We start from the raw sequence: 16382 nt of genomic DNA, 5'->3' as shown, positions 1-16382 counted from the left end.
CCTCAGAACAGGAAGTACCGCTGCGTCATCGGCAGCTCCTCCGCCGGGTGCGGCTCGACCACCTCGCCGTCGATCCGCACGGTGAAGGTGTCCGGCTCGACGTCGACCCGGGGGAGCGCGGTGTTCTCGCGCAGGTGCTCCTTGCGCACCCCGCGGGTGTTCCGGATCGGCGCGAAGGACTTGGCGACGCCGAGCTCCTCGCCGAGCCGCTGCGCGAGACCGTCCTCCAGCGCCCACCCGGTCACGAAGTTCAGCGAGTTCGCCGAAGGGGCCCGCCCGGTCGCGCCGAACATCGGCCGCGGCAGCACCGGCTGCGGCGTCGGGATCGAGGCGTTCGCGTCGCCCATCTGCGCCCAGGCGATCTGGCCGCCCTTGACGACCAGGTCCGGCTTGACGCCGAAGAACGCCGGGGTCCACAGCACCAGGTCGGCAAGCTTGCCCCGCTCCACCGAGCCGATCTCCGCGTCCAGGCCCTGCGCGATCGCCGGGTTGATCGTGTACTTGGCGACGTAGCGGCGCGCCCGCAGGTTGTCCGCGCGGCCGTCCCCGGGCAGCGTGCCGCGGCGGCGCTTCATCACGTGCGCGGTCTGCCAGGTGCGCAGCACCACCTCGCCGATCCGGCCCATCGCCTGCGAGTCCGAGCTGATGATCGAGATCGCGCCGAGATCGTGCAGCACGTCCTCCGCCGCGATCGTCGACGGGCGGATCCGCGACTCAGCGAACGCGAGGTCCTCCGGGACGTCGGAGCTGAGGTGATGACAGACCATCAGCATGTCCAGGTGCTCGGCCACCGTGTTGCAGGTGTGCGGCCGCGTCGGATTGGTGGAGCTGGGCAGGATGTTGGGCTCGGCGACCACGGTGATGATGTCCGGTGCGTGCCCGCCGCCCGCGCCCTCGGCGTGGTAGGCGTGCAGGCCGCGTCCGGCGATCGCGGCCAGGGTGTCCTGGACGAATCCGGCCTCGTTGAGGGTGTCCGTGTGCAGGGCGAGCTGCGCCCCGCTCTCGTCGCAGACGCGCAGGCACGCGTCGATGGCGGCGGGGGTGGCGCCCCAGTCCTCGTGGATCTTGAACCCGACGGCGCCGCCGCGCAGCTGGGCGCGGAGCGCCTCCGCCGAGACGGTGTTGCCCTTGCCCAGCAGGCCCAGGTTGACGGGGTACTGCTCGGCCGCCGCGAACATCCGGGCCAGGTGCCAGGAGCCCGGCGTGATCGTCGTCGCCTTCGACCCCTCGGCCGGGCCGGTCCCGCCGCCCAGCAGCGTGGTCACCCCGCTCGCCAGCGCCTCCTCGAACAACTGCGGGCAGATGAAGTGCACATGGGCGTCCACCGCGCCGGCGGTCAGGATCCTGCCGTTGCCCGCGATCACCTCGGTCTCCGGGCCGATCACCAGATTCGGGTCCACCCCGTCCATCGTCTCGGGATTGCCGGACTTGCCGAGTGCGGTGATGCGCCCGTCGCGGATGCCGACGTCGGCCTTGACGACGCCCCAGTGGTCCAGCACCACCGCACCGGTGATGACCGTGTCCGGTGCGCCCTCGGCGCGGGTGACGCGGCTCTGGCCCATCGACTCCCGGATCACCTTGCCGCCGCCGAAGACCGCCTCGTCGCCCCCGCCGCACAGGTCCCGCTCGACCTCGATCAACAGGTCGGTGTCGGCCAGCCGGATCCGGTCCCCGGCCGTCGGGCCGTAGAGGTCGGCGTAGCGGCGCCGGGTCACCGTCAGCGCGGCGGCGCTGGTCCTCGCCGTGGAGGTGGAGTCGGTCATGCGTCCACCCGCCCCGCCGTCTCGCCGCGCAGCCCCCACACCTCGCGGCGGCCCCCCAGCGGCACCAGCTCCACGGTCGTCGCGATGCCCGGCTCGAACCGCACCGCCGTGCCCGCGGGCACGTTCAGCCGCCGTCCGCGAGCGCTCGCACGGTCGAAGCGCAGCCCCGGGTTCGCCTCGGCGAAGTGGTAGTGGGAACCGACCTGCACCGGGCGGTCCCCGGTGTTGACGACCGTCAGCGCGGTCACCTCCCGGCCCGCGTTGAGCTCCACCATGCCGTCGTCGAGCAGCAGTTCGCCTGGGATCACGTCTCGTCCGCCGCTCACTGGATGGGGTCGTGCAGGGTCACCAGCTTGGTCCCGTCCGGGAACGTCGCCTCCACCTGCACGTCGCGGATCATCTCGGGCACGCCGTCCATGACGTCGTCCCGGGCGAGGGCCGACCGTCCGGACGCCATCAGCTCGCTGACAGTCCGTCCGTCGCGCGCGCCCTCGAGCACGTGGACGGTGAGGATCGCGAGCGCCTCGGGATGGTTGAGCCGCAGCCCGCGCGCCCGGCGCGCCAGGGCGACGTCGGCCGCGACGTGGATCATCAGCCGTTCCTGCTCGTGCGGGGTCAGTCTCATCGGCGTCGAGCTCCTCGGGTGGGAGGAAGGACGCGAGCACACCCTCGTGCCGCGGGGGTGCCGTCACCGTATCCGACGGACGGGCCGCGTCCTTCGCGCGTCACACGGAAGTAACCTGACCGACCCACAAGGGGTTACGGGCGGGGGACGTTCACAGTTCGCCCAGCTCCCCGAGGCCCATGGCGCGCAGCGCGTGGTCGGCCATGACGCGGTGGCCGGGCGTTCGGGTGCGCCGGGTCGTCGAGCCAGGGGAGGGGGTCGGTGTCCGGGAAACGGGCCCGCCAGTGCGCCTCGTCGCGGGCGCGCCGGCCGGACACGCCGGTGTTGACGGCGATGTCGGTCAGCCGGTCCAGCTGCCGGCGGATGCGCTCGTGCACGTGCTCGACCCGGACGGCGGTCGGTCCGATCATATGGACGGCGGCCACAGAGATTCCACAAAGTGCCCGCCTACGGTCGGCCGGGACCGGACAGGGACGGGATCGCGCTCGGGGTCGGGGAGGCGCACGGTGACGGCGGATGCGGCGGCGTCGACGCGCACACAGGTGGCGCACCTGCTGCGGCGGGCCGGGTTCGGCGGGCGGGCCGAGGAGATCGACGCCGCCGAGAAGGCCGGGTACGAGGCCACCGTCGCCGACCTGCTCGCCGGTGCTTCCGGCACGGCCGACCCCGGTGTCGCGGCGACTCCGCCCCCGGCGTTCGCGGACGTCCCGGCCCCGGGTCACGACCCGGCCGCGCGCAAGCAGGCCAACCGGCAACGCGCCGGGCAGTACCTCCAGCTGGGCGGTTGGTGGCTGGACCGCATGGTCCGGGTGGAGGCGCCGCTGGTGGAGAAGCGCACCTGGTTCTGGCACGGGCACTGGGCCACCTCCGTCGTCAAGGTGCGCAGCGCCGCGCTGATGCTCCAGCAGAACCAGAACCTGCGCAGCCTCGGTGGCGGCGACTTCGGGGCGCTCGCACAGGCCATGGTCCACGACCCCGCGCTCGCCGTCTGGCTCGACGAGATCGGCAGCACCAAGCAGGCCCCGAACGAGAACCTGGCCCGCGAGCTGATGGAGCTGTTCACGCTCGGCGTGGGCCACTACACCGAGCAGGACGTCCGCGCCGCCGCCCGCGCGCTCACCGGCTGGCGGCTCGACCGTGCGAACGGGCAGCTCGTGTTCGTGCCCGCCGCGCACGACGACACCCCCAAGACCGTCCTCGGCACCACCGCCGACTACGACTCGGTCGGGCTCGTGGACCTGCTCGTGGCCCAACCCGCTTCGCACGACTGGGTGGTGACCCGGATGTGGAACCGCTACGCCGCGCCAGGACCGGTCCCGGCCGACGTGATGGGCCGTCTCCAGGCCGCCTACGGCCCCGGGCGCGACCTCACCGCGCTGCTGCGCGCCCTGCTGCTCGACCCGGTCTTCCGCGGCCCGTCCAGGCCAACGCCAACCAGGGCACCGACCACGGCACGGCCGCGCCGCTCTTCGTCGCGGGCACGCCGGTCAGGGGCGGCTTCCACGGCGCCCAGCCGAGCCTGACCGACCTCGACGCCGGGGACCTCAGGTTCACCACCGACTTCCGCTCCGTCTACGCGACCCTGCTCCACCAGGTGCTCGGAGCCGATCCGAAGCAGGTCCTCGGTCAGGACTTCCCCGAGCTCGGCTTCGTCTGACCGGCCCCCGCGCGGTCCGTGCGGGCCCGTCCGCATGTCCGCGTGCGCGAACGAGGCCCGCCCGGCAGAGTGGCGGTCAGCGCGGCACGAGGGACGTGCAGAGGGAAGAGGAGCGGGCATGGACGAGGTCATCGCGGTCACCGGAGCGACCGGACGGGTCGGCGGACGAATCACCCGGCGACTCGCCGACGAGGGCGTCACCGTCCGCGCGCTCGGGCGGGACGCCGCGAAGCTGGCGCAGCTGCCCGTGCGGGACACCGCGCAGGCCTCCTACGACGATGCGGAGGCCATGCGCCGGGCGCTGACCGGCGTCACCTCGCTCTTCCTCTGCTCCGCGCACGAGGGGCCGGGCCGGGTCGAGATCCACAAGGCGGCGGTCGACGCGGCGCTGGCTGCGGGGGTACGCCGGCTCGTCTACCTGTCCTACCTGGGCGCCGCGCCCGACGCCACGTTCACCTATGCCCGCGACCACTGGCACACCGAGCAGTACATCCGCGCCACCGGGGCGCCGTTCACGTTCCTGCGGGACAGCAGCTACCAGTCCGACCTCGTCGCCATGACCGGCGACGACGGCGTCCTGCGCGGCCCCGCGGGTGACGGGCGTGTCGCCGCCGTCACCCACGACGACGTCGCCGACGCCGCGGCGGCCGTGCTGCTCGACCCCGAGGGAGGCGGCGCGGGGAGTCGGCACCACGCCGCGACCTACGACCTGACCGGGCCGGAGGCACTCAGCTTCGCCGAGATCGCCGCGACGATCGGCCGCGTGACCGGACGGACCGTCAGCTACCACCCGGAGACCCAGGCCGAGGCGTACGCCTCGCGTGCCGTCTACGGCGCGCCGGACTGGGAGGTCGCCGGCTGGGTCAGCTCCTACGAGGCCGTCGCGTCCGGCGAGATGGACGTCGTCTCCGACGCCGTCCGCGCCCTCACGGGCCGCGCCCCGCAGTCCTTCGCGGACTTCCTGGCCACGCACCCGGAGAGCTACCGGCGCCTGCAGGCCTGAGCGGGTCGGCCGCTGTCACAAGGCTGTTGCAGGTCCGTGGCGCGCACGAGCAGAAGTGGGTGCCGGCGCTGGCTAGAGTTCCAGCGACAGGTTGGGAACAACCGCTCACCTCGCCACGAACACTGACATCCCAGGGGGACCCCTCATGCGCTCCGCCGTTCGCCGCGCAGCTGTCGCGACCACCGTCCTGAGCGCCGTGGTGCTGCTCGGCGCCTGCAGCTCGACCACCGGCAGTGCCGACGCGGGCTCCAGCCCCAGCGGCGTCGCCACCGCGCCGTCCGCGTCCGCGAGCACGCCGTCGGGCGTCACCGGGACGGCGCTGAGCGGCACGCCCGCAGCGACGGCGCCGACGCCGTCCGCCGCGCCGGCAACGCCGACCTCGGCCGCCTCCGCCGTTGCCGCCTCGCTGCCGGTGCTGGGAACCGTGTGGGCGCCGGGAGTGCGCGGGTACGGCGTGGCCCGGCCCGCGGGGCTGTCCAACAACGGCGACCCCACCGGCATCGTGACCGATCTGAACTGGTCGTCGTGGGGCGGTGCGAAGGCCGAGGGCACCGGTTCGGCGGAGTACGTGGGGCCGGGCCAGTCGGTCGCGCAGGGAAGCGCGGAGCAGGCCACCGTCGTCGCGTTCGACCTGGGCACCTGCCACGGCCAGACGGCCTACCGGGCGCTCGAGTGGTACTTCCCCGGAAAGGGCCAGCACTTCGACCCCACGCGCTACTTCGACGCGTGCACGGGCCAGGACCACGGCATGTAGCCCCCAGTGCACCGGACTCGCGGGGGGCCGCAGGCGGGTGACATGGCTTCAGGGAGGTTTCGGCGGACGCGGGCGCGGTGACGTTGAGAGCCGAAACCCGCCCGCCGGTGCTGACGTCGGCTCTCTCGGGAGCCGGGAGGCAGGAGTCCCATGCCGTTCGCCCGTCGGCGGTCCGCCGCGATCGCCGCGCTGACCGCCCTCTGCTTCGCCCTCACGGCCGCCGTCCCCGCGCAGGCCGAGCGACCGGGCAAGAACCAGGACCGACGCCTGCAGCGGCTGCTGGAGAGTCTGGTGCGTCAGGCGGGCGGCCCCCCGGGGGCCATCGCCGTGTTCCGCATCGACGGCCGCACCGTCGTGGTGCGGGCCGGTGCCGGAGACCTGCAGACCGGGCGGCTGCCGCAGATCGACGACCACATGCGGGTGGCGAGCGTCGCGAAGACGTTCAGCGGGGCCGTGGCCCTCGCCCTGGTCAGCCGCGGGCGGCTGAGCCTCGACGACACCATCGCCAAGCGCCTGCCGCAGCTCCCGGCGGACTGGGGAAAGGTGACTCTGCGTCAGCTGCTGCAGCACACCAGCGGGCTGCCGGACTACAGCCGTTCCCCGGAGTTCGTGAAGATCATCCAGAACGACCCGCACCACCGGTTCGACTCCCGGCGCCTGCTGCACTTCGTCGCCGACCAGCCGCTGGAGTTCACCCCCGGCACCCAGTACGCCTACTCGAACTCCGACAACATCGCGGTCGCCCTCATGGCCGAGGCGGCGACCCACGAGCGGTACGAGTCGCTCCTGGCCCGGCTCGTCTACGCCCCGCTCGGGCTCCGCGCGACCAGCCTCCCGTCCGGCTTCACCCTGCCGCGGCCCTACCTGCACGGCTACGCCCCCACGCCGACCGGCTTCGAGGACGTGAGCACGGAGTTCGGCAACTCCGGAAGCTGGGCGTCCGGCGGCATCGTGTCCACGCCGGGAGACCTCAGCCGTTTCATCCGCGCCTACGCCGGCGGCCGGCTCGTCGCCCCGTGGGTCCGACGGCAGCAGCTCACCTTCGTCGACGGCAGCTCCGAGCCGCCCGGGCCGGGCCGCAACGAGGCCGGGCTGGCGATCTTCCGTTACACGACGCGCTGCGGCGTGGTCTACGGCCACACCGGGAACACCCCCGGCTACACCCAGCTCGCGGTCGGCACGCCCGACGGCCGCCGCTCCCTGACGTTCTCGGTGAACGCGCAGATCACCCCGACCATCGCCCCGGCCGTGTTCCCGCGGATGCGCGCCATCGAAGAGGCCTTCGTGTGCGCGCTGGTCCGCGGAGACGTCTGAACCGGGGCCCTGCCGGGTGCTGCGTGGAGCGGGCGGACAAGGGTCCGTCCGAGCCCTGGCGGGCTCAGCCTTGGCGGACTCAGCCCTGGCGGGCCTTCATCCGCGGGTCACGCCGGTTGATCACGAAGACCCGTCCGCGACGACGGACGACCTGCGAACCGGGCTGCTTCTTCAGCGAACGCAGTGAGTTGCGCACCTTCACGGGGTTTCCCCTTTCTTTCCGCGGGGCCCGGCAGGGAGCCCGGACCTCGTGAGCACGTCAACACGGCCGACGCCGCCGGCATTCCCGGCGCGGCGTTCACACCGCGTCCGCCTGGGCCCGGTCAGTCCAGGCGGACGGCGACGGCGCAGGTCGGCGAGGCGAGGGGATACTCGTGCCGGAGGGTCAACGCACCGCTCGCCGGGTCGACCGCATGGACGGTGAGAGTCTCGGCCCGCTCGTTGGAGACGTAGAGGTGACCGTCGCGGAGCTCCATGTGACGCGGCCAGGAACCGCCGGACGGGAACTCCGCCTCGAAGCGCGGCACGCCGCCCGGTACCGTGCGGAACAGCGCCACCGTGTCCGCGCCGCGGTTGGAGAGGTAGAGGAGGGTTCCGTCCTCGCTCACGGTCAGGTGGGCGGGGAAGTTGCCGGACTCCGCCGTGGCCGCGCTCGCGGCGACGGAACCGAGCACCTCGAACACCCCCGGCTCGGTCTCGCGCAGGGCGTGCAGGCGCGAGTCCAGCTCACCGACCACGTACGCCATGCCGTCCGCGCCGCGTACCAGCTGGCGGGGGCCGGTCCCCTCGGGCAGGGCCGTGACGGCCTCGGTCTCGTCGTCGCGGAAGCCGTGGAGCTGGTCGGTGCCCAGGTCCACCACGTGCCACAGCCCGTCCGGGCCGGGGACGGCCATGTGGGCGTGGGGGCCGTCCTGCCGGTCGCCGTGCGGGCCGAGGGCGGTCGGGTCCCCGCGCCAGAGGCGCGTCGCCTTGGCCGGGAGCCCCGCCTCGTCGAGGTCGAGCAGCAGCATGGAGCCCGTGCGGTAGTTGGACACGGCCAGTTCGCGACCCGTCTCGTCGACGGCCAGGTGGCACGGCCACCCGCCCTGGCTCGGCACTCGGGCCAGCTCGCGCAGCGAGCCGTCCGGCCCGATCGCCACGGCGCTGACCGAGCCCTCCTCGCCGGCCTCGTTCGCCGTGTAGAGGACGGGAAGCGACGGGTGCCGGATCACGTACGAGGGGGAGGGCAGCGCCAGCGTGTCGAGCGGTGTGAGCGAGCCGTCGTGCGGATCACGCCGGTAGGAGGTGAGGCCGGTGCCGTGGCCGTTCATCTCCGGGGTGTAGCAGCCGGTCACGAGCAGGTGGGATGCGTTCACGCTGACGTTCTCCTCGGGTCGACTCCCCGATCTTCGCATGCCGCGTCGAGCCGAGAGGAACCTCCCGTACCGGAACGGCCTGTTCCCGCCGCAGCCGCCCGCCCGGCCCGACCCCGTCCTCTACAGGCTCGCCGGCACCTCCGCGCTCCACGAGCTCGCGGGCATGCCGTCCGCCCTCGGCCACGAGCCGGGCGCGGAGAGCTGGGACCCGAACGGCACGTAGCCGCGCCCACCCGGGTGCGCCGGGGCCGGCTGTGGGCCTTCCAGCCGGCGGCCGGCCCTGGGCGACCGGGCCTCACAAGAGCGTCCAGCCGCTCCAGCCGGGGATCGGTTCGCACGCCTGACGCCACGCGCCAGGGACGCCGCCCGTGCCGGCGCGGGCCGCCACGACTCCGCCGGCGATCGCGCAGGTCGTGTCCCGGTCGCCCCACCCGGCGACGGTCCGCCACAGCGTCTCGGGCAGATCGTCCAGGCCGCCCGCGGCGCTCCACAGCGCGAAGGGGACGGTGTCCGGAGCGGAGAGGTGCGTCCCCGAGCCCAGCACGGACGCGGCATGACGCACCGACGTACCGTCCGGGAAGCCCGCCGCCGTCAGCAGCCCGGAGCGGACGTCGCTCGACGGGACGTGGCCGGCCACCTCCCGCAGGAACTCGGAGCGCACCGGAACCGCCCGCCCGGCCCCGGAGGCGGCCAGGGCGGCAGCGACCGCCACCGCGACCGCACCGGCGACGGCCTCGGGGTGCGCGTGCGTGATCAGTGCCGAGAGCCGCGCCTGCTCGACCACGGCGGCCAGGTCGGCGCCGAACCAGGCGCCGAGCGGCGCGACCCGCATCGCGGCGCCGTTCCCGAAGGAGCCCTGCCCGCCGAAGTGGCCGGTGGTGACGACCCGCCAGTCCTCGCCCTCGCCGATCCGCCGCAGCACGTTGTGCATGGACGGGCCGTAACCCCGGTCGGGATCGCTCGCGTACCGCGCGGCGAAGTCCCCGGCGAGCAGGTCGGGGCGCACCTCGCCGTGCTGCGTCAGGTGGGCGAAGAGGACGAAGGCCATCGCCGAGTCGTCCGTCCACAACCACGGCGCGGGGCGCGGCCGTCGGGCTGCGAGAAGCTCCTCGGCGGGCTCGTCGGAGCGGAGGAACCAGCTGTCGCCGAACGCGTCCCCCAGCACCAGCCCGTCCAGGCTCGCCCGCGCCTGCCTTCGTCGCCCCGCGGTGTCGGTGTCCACGGGCGCAGTGTAGTGATCAGTTGGTGCGGATTCAGGCTGCGCAGCTGCTGGGGAGCGTCACCGTGCCGGGCTTGTGCTCGAAGGTGCGCATCACCAGCCACTCGTCCAGCTCGGGGTCGAAGAGGTTCTGGACGCCGAACTGCAGCACCTGCCAGAACGTACCCCGGTCGTTCTGGTCGACGTAGACGTCACCCAGGGCGAGGGGAAGCCGCAGGAAGTTCCCCGGAGGCAGTTTCGGTAGGACGACTCCGACCCGCCAGTGGTTCACATACCGGTCCGGTTTCCCCTGGAGGACCTCCCGCCCGACGAACCGCGCGCCGCCGAGCGCCTGGTTCAACTGGTCCAGGTCGAATCCGGGGATCTGAGAGCAGGGATGCTCGGTCAGGCCGGGCCATTTGTACGTGAGCGTGTAGAGCTTGCCGTGGTAGATCAGGTTGGTGAACCAGATCGGATACCCCGGGCCTCCGGCGACCATTTGGCTGTCGCCGTTCCTCCCCTCCCAGCTGAACGGCACGGTGATGCCCAGATCCGGGACGATGTACGTGCCCTTCCCGCGGAAGTCCCGTGGGAGGCGCGGGGGAAGGGGTGCGTGCCGGCTGTGCCGGGTGTCGGCATGAGCCGGCGCAAGGAGAGCCGAGACGACGGCGATGGCTCCGGCAAGCGCCGTCGCCGTAGCCCGCCGTGTGAGTTTCCAGCCCAAGGTCTCTCCTTCTGTCACCTGTGACAAGAGCGCACCAAGCCGGATAATCCGTACCAGACGGCAGGGGAATTCCCGTTCAGGTGAGCCGCGTCCCGCATTCCGTCCCCTTCTTTTCCCCCGAACGGCGGGAGCGGCCGGGCTGCTGAAGCTGCGTCGTCCGTCAGAGGGGCGGCCCTGCCGGGGCCGGGCCGAGGGTGGTGGTGCCCGGTGCGGCCCGGTGCCGCAGGCCGTCGCGGTAGGTGTCCAGTGCCTCCTCCAGCCGTCCGCTGCGGCGCAGCAGATCGCCGAGCAGCCGACAGAGGTCGGCCAGGTCGGCGGCGGCGCTGGTGTCGACCAGCAGGGCGAGCGCGGCCCGGTAGTGCTCCTCGGCTGCCGTCGCGTCGCCGCGCTGCTCGGCGATCCGGCCCAGGAGTCGGTGCGCCGCACCGGCGTGCACCGCGCCCCGGCCGGGGCCCAGCGCGTCGACCAGATCCGTCAGCAGCGCGGAGGCCTCCTCCGGGCGGCCCGCGCGGCGCAGCACGTCGGCGAGCTCGACGTCGATCTGCTGGGTGTAGAGGGTGGGCTGACCGCGGGCCAGCAGCTCGCGGGCGAGCCGCAGTTCGCGCTCGGCCGTGAGCAGGTCGCCGTCCTGGGCGCGGAGGTAGCCGCGCATCCAGTGGCAGTGGGCCAGCTCGGTGCCGATCCGCAGGTGCCGGTAGAGCTCCTCGGCCCTGGTCAGTGACGCCTCGGCCTCGGCGGCCCGGCCCTCGGCCAGCAGGGTACGGGCCACCCCGCGGTGCAGCCGTGCCACCAGCGCGGGGTCGTCGACCTGGGGAGCCAGCGCGAGCGCGAGATCGGCGGCCCGGGCGGCGCGTCGGTGCGCACCGAGGTCCATGTAGGGGGCGATCACCGCGGAGTAGAGCAGCAGCAGGGCGTGGGGGTCGGCCAGGCCGTCGGTGTTGAGCCGGTCGATCGCGCTCTCCAGCAGGTAGCAGCTGTAGCGGAGGTCGCCGGCCAGCAGGTGGGCGACGGCCCGCCCGCGCAGGGCCGGCACCCGCTGCGGCAGCGGCGCGTCCCGAAGCAGCACCTCGGAGCGTTCGAAGGACTCGATGGCCAGGTCCAGCTCCCCGAGATCCAGGGCGCAGTCGCCGATGCCCAGCAGCGCCGCCGCCTGCCGTTCGGCGAGGCCGTGGCGCTCGGCCTCGGCGGCGAGCACCCGGAACTCCTCGACCGCCCGCGCCGACTCGCCGGCGCAGAGCAGTTGGCGAGCTTCGGACAGCCGCAGCCCCAACTCGCCGGCCAGCTGCGGGGGGCGACCGGTGGCCAGCAGCTCGTAGCTCACCTCGAGCCGGTCGGCCAGGTAGCGCAGCGCGGTCTCGGAGGGACGCACCTTGCCGGCTTCCAGCGTGGAGATGTAGGCGGGGGTGTAGTCCGGCTCGGCCAGGGCGCGCTGGGTCAGGCCGCGCTCGGTGCGCAGCCGGAGCACCCGGCGGCCGAGGGCCTGCCGATCGGTCGGCTCGTTCACTCGTGTCACATCCGCAGAGGCTACGGCCGCAGGGGCTCTTGCCGGAACGAGGCGGCGGCACTAGCTTGGCCGCCGATGTAAGTCTGACACTTAATCACACTTACAGCACTGCTTACGTCATGCTCGCACACCGCACTCCTCTCCGCCCTCCTTCCCCACCCCTCCTCCTCGCACCGGAACGGGACCCCATGCGCATTCGTCACGCCCTGGTCAGCGGCGCCACCGCGCTCGCCGCCGCGCTCGGCCTGCTCGCCGCGGCGCCCACCGCCGCGCCCACCGCCATCGCCGCGCCGACCCCGCCCGGGCTGCCCCCGCTGGTCAACGGCAGCGGCCCGATCTGTTGGTTCGGCGCCTGCTACGACTACGTGTCCGGGCGTCAGAACACCGACACCGCGGGCGCCACCATCCGGATGCTCCAGGCGGAGCCGGCGATCAAGGCCGGCGACACCGATGCGCACTCGCTGCAGGAGCTGGCCCTGCAGTCCACCGACCAGAAGTCCACCGTCGAGATCGGCTGGACCGTCGACCTCGGCCTCAACGGCGACCTGCTGCCGCACCTGTTCGTCTACCACTGGGTGGACGGCGCGGAGAGCTGCTACAACGGCTGCGGTTTCGTCCAGGTCTCGCACACCGCGAAGGCGGGCATGGCCCTGCGCCCCGGAGCGACCGCCCAGTTCTCGATCCTGAACCTCGCGGGCGACTGGTGGGTGTTCTACGACGCCCAGGCCGTCGGCTACTTCCCCGGCTCCCTGTGGGGCGGCTCCTACACCCGGGCCCAGGTGGTCACCGCCTTCGGCGAGGTGGCCCACGGCACGGACAGCACCTGCGAGCAGATGGGTGACGGCCGCTTCGGCACAGCTCACGGTTCCGGCTGGATATCCGGCTACCGGCTGCTCGGCGCCGCCGACCGCCCCCGGCTCACCATCGCCGCCACCAGCCCCGCCCTGTACGACGCCGGGCGGATCACCCCGACCTCGTTCCACCTCGGGGGCCCCGGCACCGGCCCCTGCTGACGGGCCCTTCGGCCCGCCGTCAGCGGGACCCGTGCAGCTCCTGCTCCCACAGGGCTTCGCAGAGCAGGTCCAGGCCGTGGCGCAGGTGGCGGCGGTAGGTGCCGTACGGGAGGCCGAGGCGGCGGGCGGCGGCCTCCTGGGTGGGCGCGCCGGAGAAGTAACCCGCCGTCAGGGCCTCCTTGGCGCGCACCCCGCGCGGGTCGGCCGCGAGGCCGTCCACCGCGCGGCGCAGCAGCTCGCGCAGCTCCGGGACAGGGTCGGCCAGATCGGCGGCCAGGCGGGCGCGGATCAGGGCGCAGGCCGCGAACGCGCCCGCGTCGCGCCAGTGAGCCAGGGCCTCACGGACGGCCTGGTCGAACGAGGCGCGCGAGAAGCCCGACGGCCCGGACGGCGGGACGGCGGTGGCCGAGATGAAGTGGCGCAGCCACGTTTCGACGGGGGTCCGCCGCCAGTCGACGGCGAACACGCCGTAGCTGTCCCCGCCGACCAGGGGGCGCGCACCGGTGTCGGCGAGGCTGCCCTTCACGCGCTCGGCCCACGCCTCGGCGTCCCGCCAGACGGCGAAGCCGTAGGCGCGGCCCCGGGCGCGCGCGGACTCCGCCTGGGCGCGGGAACTGCTCAGGTCGATGACACGGGAGGGCACCTGGTAGCGCTCGGGGTAGACCGAGAAGCGGCTGACGCCGATGTGCTCGCCGGGCCGGACCGGCCCGGCGGTCTCGGTGTACTCCCACGCGGCCGCCACCACGGGGTCCGCGGCCAGGTCCTCGGGGTCGGGCGGGGCGGCCAGGGCGAGTCGGGCGGTGAACGCGACGACCCGGCCCGTCGTCACCAGGCGGTAGACGCTGAAGGCCTGCGGCTGGCGCTCGGCCCAGTAGCGCACCAGTTCGGCGGAGGCGGGGCCCTCGGTCTCCTCCGCCATGCGCAGCACGGTGTCGAGGTCGTCGGGGTGCAGCGGCCGGTCGTGCACCTCGTCCTCGCGGGACCAGGTGCGGGTGCGGGCGACGATCCGACCGTCCCGGAAGAGGTGGAAGAGTTCGTCGGTGACGGTGAAGACCTGCTCCTCGGGCGCCTCGCGCAGCAGCCGCAGATACTCCTCGGCCAGGCGCTGCCGCATCGTCTCGAACGCGTTGGGGGCCCGCCAGCGCAGGTCGGCGGCCAACGTCTCGCGGGCGGCGTCGTGCGGGTGGAGCCCCCGGTGGGTGGACTCCATGAAGGGCAGCTCCCGCAGCCAGGTGAACAACTGGTGGGCGTCCTGGTCGGGCAGCACCGCCGTGAGCAGCTCCTCGGACGTCGAGTACGCCTGGGCGGCCACCTCCAGGGCACGCCGGTGGGCCGCCGTCGGCACCTCGCCGATCAGGCCCGCCAGCAGGGGACGCAGGATGTCGGCCGAGGGCGCCCAGGTCTCCTCCCGCCCCCAGTCGGCCGTGCCCGCGGCCGCCGCCAGCGAGAGCGCCAGCGGGTTGCCTCCGGCGAAGCGCAGGATGCGCTCCCGCAGGCCGGGCAGGACCTGGGTGGTGGTCAGCAGGCTGCGGGCCTGCTCCTCGGAGAACGGCTCCAGTTCGTGGACGTGGAGGATCTCCGTCCAGGCGGGGTCGGCGGTCCACTGCGGGTGCGGGGCGAGCCGGCCCGCCAGGACCACCAGGGTGTCGTCGGCGGCGCGTGGCAGGAAGCGCTGCCACAGCCAGCTCTCCAGCCACTGGCAGTGCTCGAAGGAGTCCACGAACAGCACCGTGCCGGGCGTCTTCAGGAACGGCGCGGCCTCGCGTTCGAAGTCGGCCGGGTCCCGGCTGACGAAGCGGCCGTCCAGGTCCAGGATCGTGCGGCCGACCGCGCGGGCCTGGTCGGCGAGCCGCCGCAGCAGCGTCGACTTGCCGATGCCCCCCGGTCCGAACACGTAGAACGCGAAGGGGGCGTCGGCCTCACCGGCCAACGCGTCGGCGAAGCGCTCGAGCTCCTCGTCCCGGCCGACGAAGGCCTGGACGCGCGCGCTGCTCAGTCTCTCTCCCACGGACGCCATGACGGCCTCCCCTTCCCCGTGTCCCGGCACCGCGTCGTGCCCTCCGGACCTGCGGTACGCTCCCGGTCCGGCGCCCCCGCCGCCTTGATCCTAACCAAGGGCGGCCGGGGTGCCGAGGCGTCCGGGCGGACGCGGCAGGGCGCCGTCAGCTGTGGGCGGCGACCGCGTCGGGCGCCGGCGTGAAATCCAGTGGCAGGGCGACCGGACCACGCGTGTACAGGCCCGACTCCCGGTACTCGGAGCCGGGTCTGTGGCGGACCCGGTCGAGCAGCGGGAGCAGCAGCGCGGCCACGGTCTCGATCTCGGCGCGGGCGAAGGCGGCGCCGACGCACTGGTGCAGTCCGGTGCCGAAGGCAAGGTGCTGGGCGGCGGCGGTGAACGACCGTGCGGTGCCCAGGTCCTGGCGGTGGATGTCGAAGGCGTCCGGGGCGGTGAACGCCTCGGGGTCGCGGTTGGCCGCGCCGATCATGCAGAACACGGTGGCACCCGCCGGCACGACGCCGCCGTCGAACACGGCCTCCTGCTCCGCGAGGCGCGGGATGAGCTGCACCGGCGGGGTGTAGCGCAGCGTCTCGGCGATCGCCGCGGACAGCAGCGCCGGGTCGCGCTGGACCTGCGCCAACTGCTCGGGGTGGTCGATCAGGTGCTTGAAGAGGAGACCGAGGGTCTTGTCGGCGGGCTCGACGGCGGCCACCAGCACGTTGATGATCAGCGCGGTGACCTCGCGGGTGCTCATGGCGACACTGTCGAACTCGGTCGTGCTCAGCAGCGATATCAGGTCCTCGCCGGGGTGGCGGCGCCGCTGTTCGATCACGGGGACGAGGTAGGCCTCCAGACCCAGGGCGCAGTCCATGCAGTGCCGGCGGCGCTCGGGGGTGAGCGCGATGCTGGTGATGAACTCGCCGACCCCGGCGAGCCAGGCGCTGACCTGTCGCCAGTCCTCCTTGTCCAGGCCGAGCACGTCCAGGGTCACCCGGACCGCGAAGGGCTTGCCGAAGTCGTTGACGAGATCCATCCGCCCTTGCGACAGCAGCGGCGCGAGGACCTCCGCGGCATTGGCGCGGATGACGTGGGTCTGGTCCTGCAGCGCCTGCCCGGTGAAGCCCCGCACGACGATCTTCCGCTTCGCCGTGTGCTCTGCCCCGGTCATCTGGGCCAGGACCGGTCCGCGCATCACCGGCTCGGCGCGCACCTGCAAGGTCTCGGTGGTGAACGCCTCATGGTCGGTCAGCACCCGCCGCACGTCCGGGTAGCGGGAGACGAACCAGCTGTCGACCGCCGGCTCGTAGTGCACCGGCGACTGCTCCCGCAGCCGGGCGAAGTACCGGTGGGGAGCGGCGGCGAAGTCCTCGGACAGGACGCTGAAGCGGGGATCGGGCACGGGTACGGCGGGCCTCTCGGACGGGGACGGGAACGGGGAGGCACTGGGACGTCCCGTTGCTCCGGACTATAGAC

16 protein-coding genes are annotated in these 16382 nt (G+C 73.4%); 6 read left to right on the top strand and 10 right to left on the bottom strand.

Annotation, left to right across the window (positions count from 1 at the left end; genetic code table 11):
• Positions 1-2: 2 nt before the first annotated feature.
• From TR49_RS14840 to TR49_RS14830, 3 genes are read right to left on the bottom strand one after another with little or no spacing between them, the layout of a single operon-like run.
• Complete coding sequence (locus TR49_RS14840; RefSeq protein ID WP_042381813.1) at positions 3-1763, bottom strand: urease subunit alpha; 1761 nt, start codon at positions 1761-1763, stop codon at positions 3-5.
• Positions 1760-2071 carry an urease subunit beta gene (locus TR49_RS14835; protein WP_042381812.1) on the bottom strand — a complete coding sequence of 104 codons (312 nt, stop codon included), beginning with the start codon at positions 2069-2071 and terminating at the stop codon, positions 1760-1762. Before TR49_RS14835 ends, TR49_RS14840 begins: the two co-directional genes overlap by 4 nt.
• A 14-nt stretch (positions 2072-2085) precedes the next feature.
• Positions 2086-2388 (bottom strand): urease subunit gamma, encoded by a 303-nt coding sequence (locus tag TR49_RS14830; RefSeq protein ID WP_042381811.1) that lies wholly within the window; start codon positions 2386-2388, stop codon positions 2086-2088.
• Positions 2389-2894: 506 nt separating this feature from the next.
• Between TR49_RS14830 and TR49_RS14820 the strand changes: the two genes are divergently transcribed.
• From TR49_RS14820 to TR49_RS14805, 4 genes are all read left to right on the top strand, one after another.
• Positions 2895-3911 carry a DUF1800 family protein gene (locus tag TR49_RS14820; protein WP_052434302.1) on the top strand — a complete coding sequence of 339 codons (1017 nt, stop codon included), beginning with the start codon at positions 2895-2897 and terminating at the stop codon, positions 3909-3911.
• Positions 3912-4163: 252 nt separating this feature from the next.
• Positions 4164-5048, top strand: coding sequence for an NmrA family NAD(P)-binding protein (locus TR49_RS14815; RefSeq protein WP_042381809.1), 885 nt, complete (start codon positions 4164-4166; stop codon positions 5046-5048).
• A 145-nt stretch (positions 5049-5193) separates the two neighbouring features.
• The gene (locus tag TR49_RS14810) at positions 5194-5802 is read left to right on the top strand and encodes a hypothetical protein (protein ID WP_052434301.1); all 609 of its coding nucleotides are present in this window, start codon (positions 5194-5196) and stop codon (positions 5800-5802) included.
• 150 nt (positions 5803-5952) lie between these two features.
• Positions 5953-7116 carry a serine hydrolase domain-containing protein gene (locus TR49_RS14805; RefSeq protein ID WP_042381808.1) on the top strand — a complete coding sequence of 388 codons (1164 nt, stop codon included), beginning with the start codon at positions 5953-5955 and terminating at the stop codon, positions 7114-7116.
• A 79-nt stretch (positions 7117-7195) separates the two neighbouring features.
• On the opposite strand, the gene ykgO is transcribed toward TR49_RS14805, so the two are convergent.
• Both ykgO and TR49_RS14795 read right to left on the bottom strand, forming a co-directional pair.
• On the bottom strand, positions 7196-7318 hold the full coding sequence (gene ykgO, locus TR49_RS14800) for a type B 50S ribosomal protein L36 (RefSeq protein ID WP_042381806.1): 123 nt from the start codon (positions 7316-7318) through the stop codon (positions 7196-7198).
• A 121-nt stretch (positions 7319-7439) separates the two neighbouring features.
• Positions 7440-8471, bottom strand: coding sequence for a lactonase family protein (locus TR49_RS14795; RefSeq protein ID WP_052434300.1), 1032 nt, complete (start codon positions 8469-8471; stop codon positions 7440-7442).
• 37 nt (positions 8472-8508) lie between these two features.
• On the opposite strand from TR49_RS14795, the gene TR49_RS14790 reads away from it, so the two are divergent.
• Positions 8509-8694: a hypothetical protein gene (locus TR49_RS14790; protein ID WP_042381803.1), complete on the top strand. Its 186-nt coding sequence runs from the start codon at positions 8509-8511 to the stop codon at positions 8692-8694.
• Positions 8695-8766: 72 nt separating this feature from the next.
• On the opposite strand, the gene TR49_RS14785 is transcribed toward TR49_RS14790, so the two are convergent.
• From TR49_RS14785 to TR49_RS14775, 3 genes are all read right to left on the bottom strand, one after another.
• Positions 8767-9693, bottom strand: a complete 927-nt coding sequence (locus TR49_RS14785; RefSeq protein WP_042381802.1) for an ADP-ribosylglycohydrolase family protein — start codon at positions 9691-9693, stop codon at positions 8767-8769.
• 31 nt (positions 9694-9724) lie between these two features.
• Positions 9725-10393 (bottom strand): hypothetical protein, encoded by a 669-nt coding sequence (locus tag TR49_RS14780; protein WP_152627268.1) that lies wholly within the window; start codon positions 10391-10393, stop codon positions 9725-9727.
• A 160-nt stretch (positions 10394-10553) separates the two neighbouring features.
• Positions 10554-11897 (bottom strand): tetratricopeptide repeat protein, encoded by a 1344-nt coding sequence (locus tag TR49_RS14775; RefSeq protein ID WP_042381798.1) that lies wholly within the window; start codon positions 11895-11897, stop codon positions 10554-10556.
• A gap of 188 nt (positions 11898-12085) precedes the next feature.
• Between TR49_RS14775 and TR49_RS14770 the strand changes: the two genes are divergently transcribed.
• Positions 12086-12910, top strand: a complete 825-nt coding sequence (locus TR49_RS14770; RefSeq protein ID WP_042381796.1) for a neprosin family prolyl endopeptidase — start codon at positions 12086-12088, stop codon at positions 12908-12910.
• 19 nt (positions 12911-12929) lie between these two features.
• Here TR49_RS14770 and TR49_RS14765 read toward each other — a convergent pair whose 3' ends face one another.
• Both TR49_RS14765 and TR49_RS14760 read right to left on the bottom strand, forming a co-directional pair.
• The gene (locus tag TR49_RS14765) at positions 12930-14927 is read right to left on the bottom strand and encodes an ATP-binding protein (RefSeq protein WP_042381793.1); all 1998 of its coding nucleotides are present in this window, start codon (positions 14925-14927) and stop codon (positions 12930-12932) included.
• 145 nt (positions 14928-15072) lie between these two features.
• Complete coding sequence (locus tag TR49_RS14760) at positions 15073-16308, bottom strand: cytochrome P450, cyclodipeptide synthase-associated (protein ID WP_042381792.1); 1236 nt, start codon at positions 16306-16308, stop codon at positions 15073-15075.
• Positions 16309-16382 lie beyond the last annotated feature (74 nt).

Origin of the sequence: Streptacidiphilus melanogenes (assembly GCF_000787835.1) — a bacterium.
Lineage (GTDB): Bacteria > Actinomycetota > Actinomycetes > Streptomycetales > Streptomycetaceae > Streptacidiphilus > Streptacidiphilus melanogenes.
Note: the sequence above shows the minus strand (reverse complement) of the source record. Positions and strands in the feature narration are given on the sequence as shown.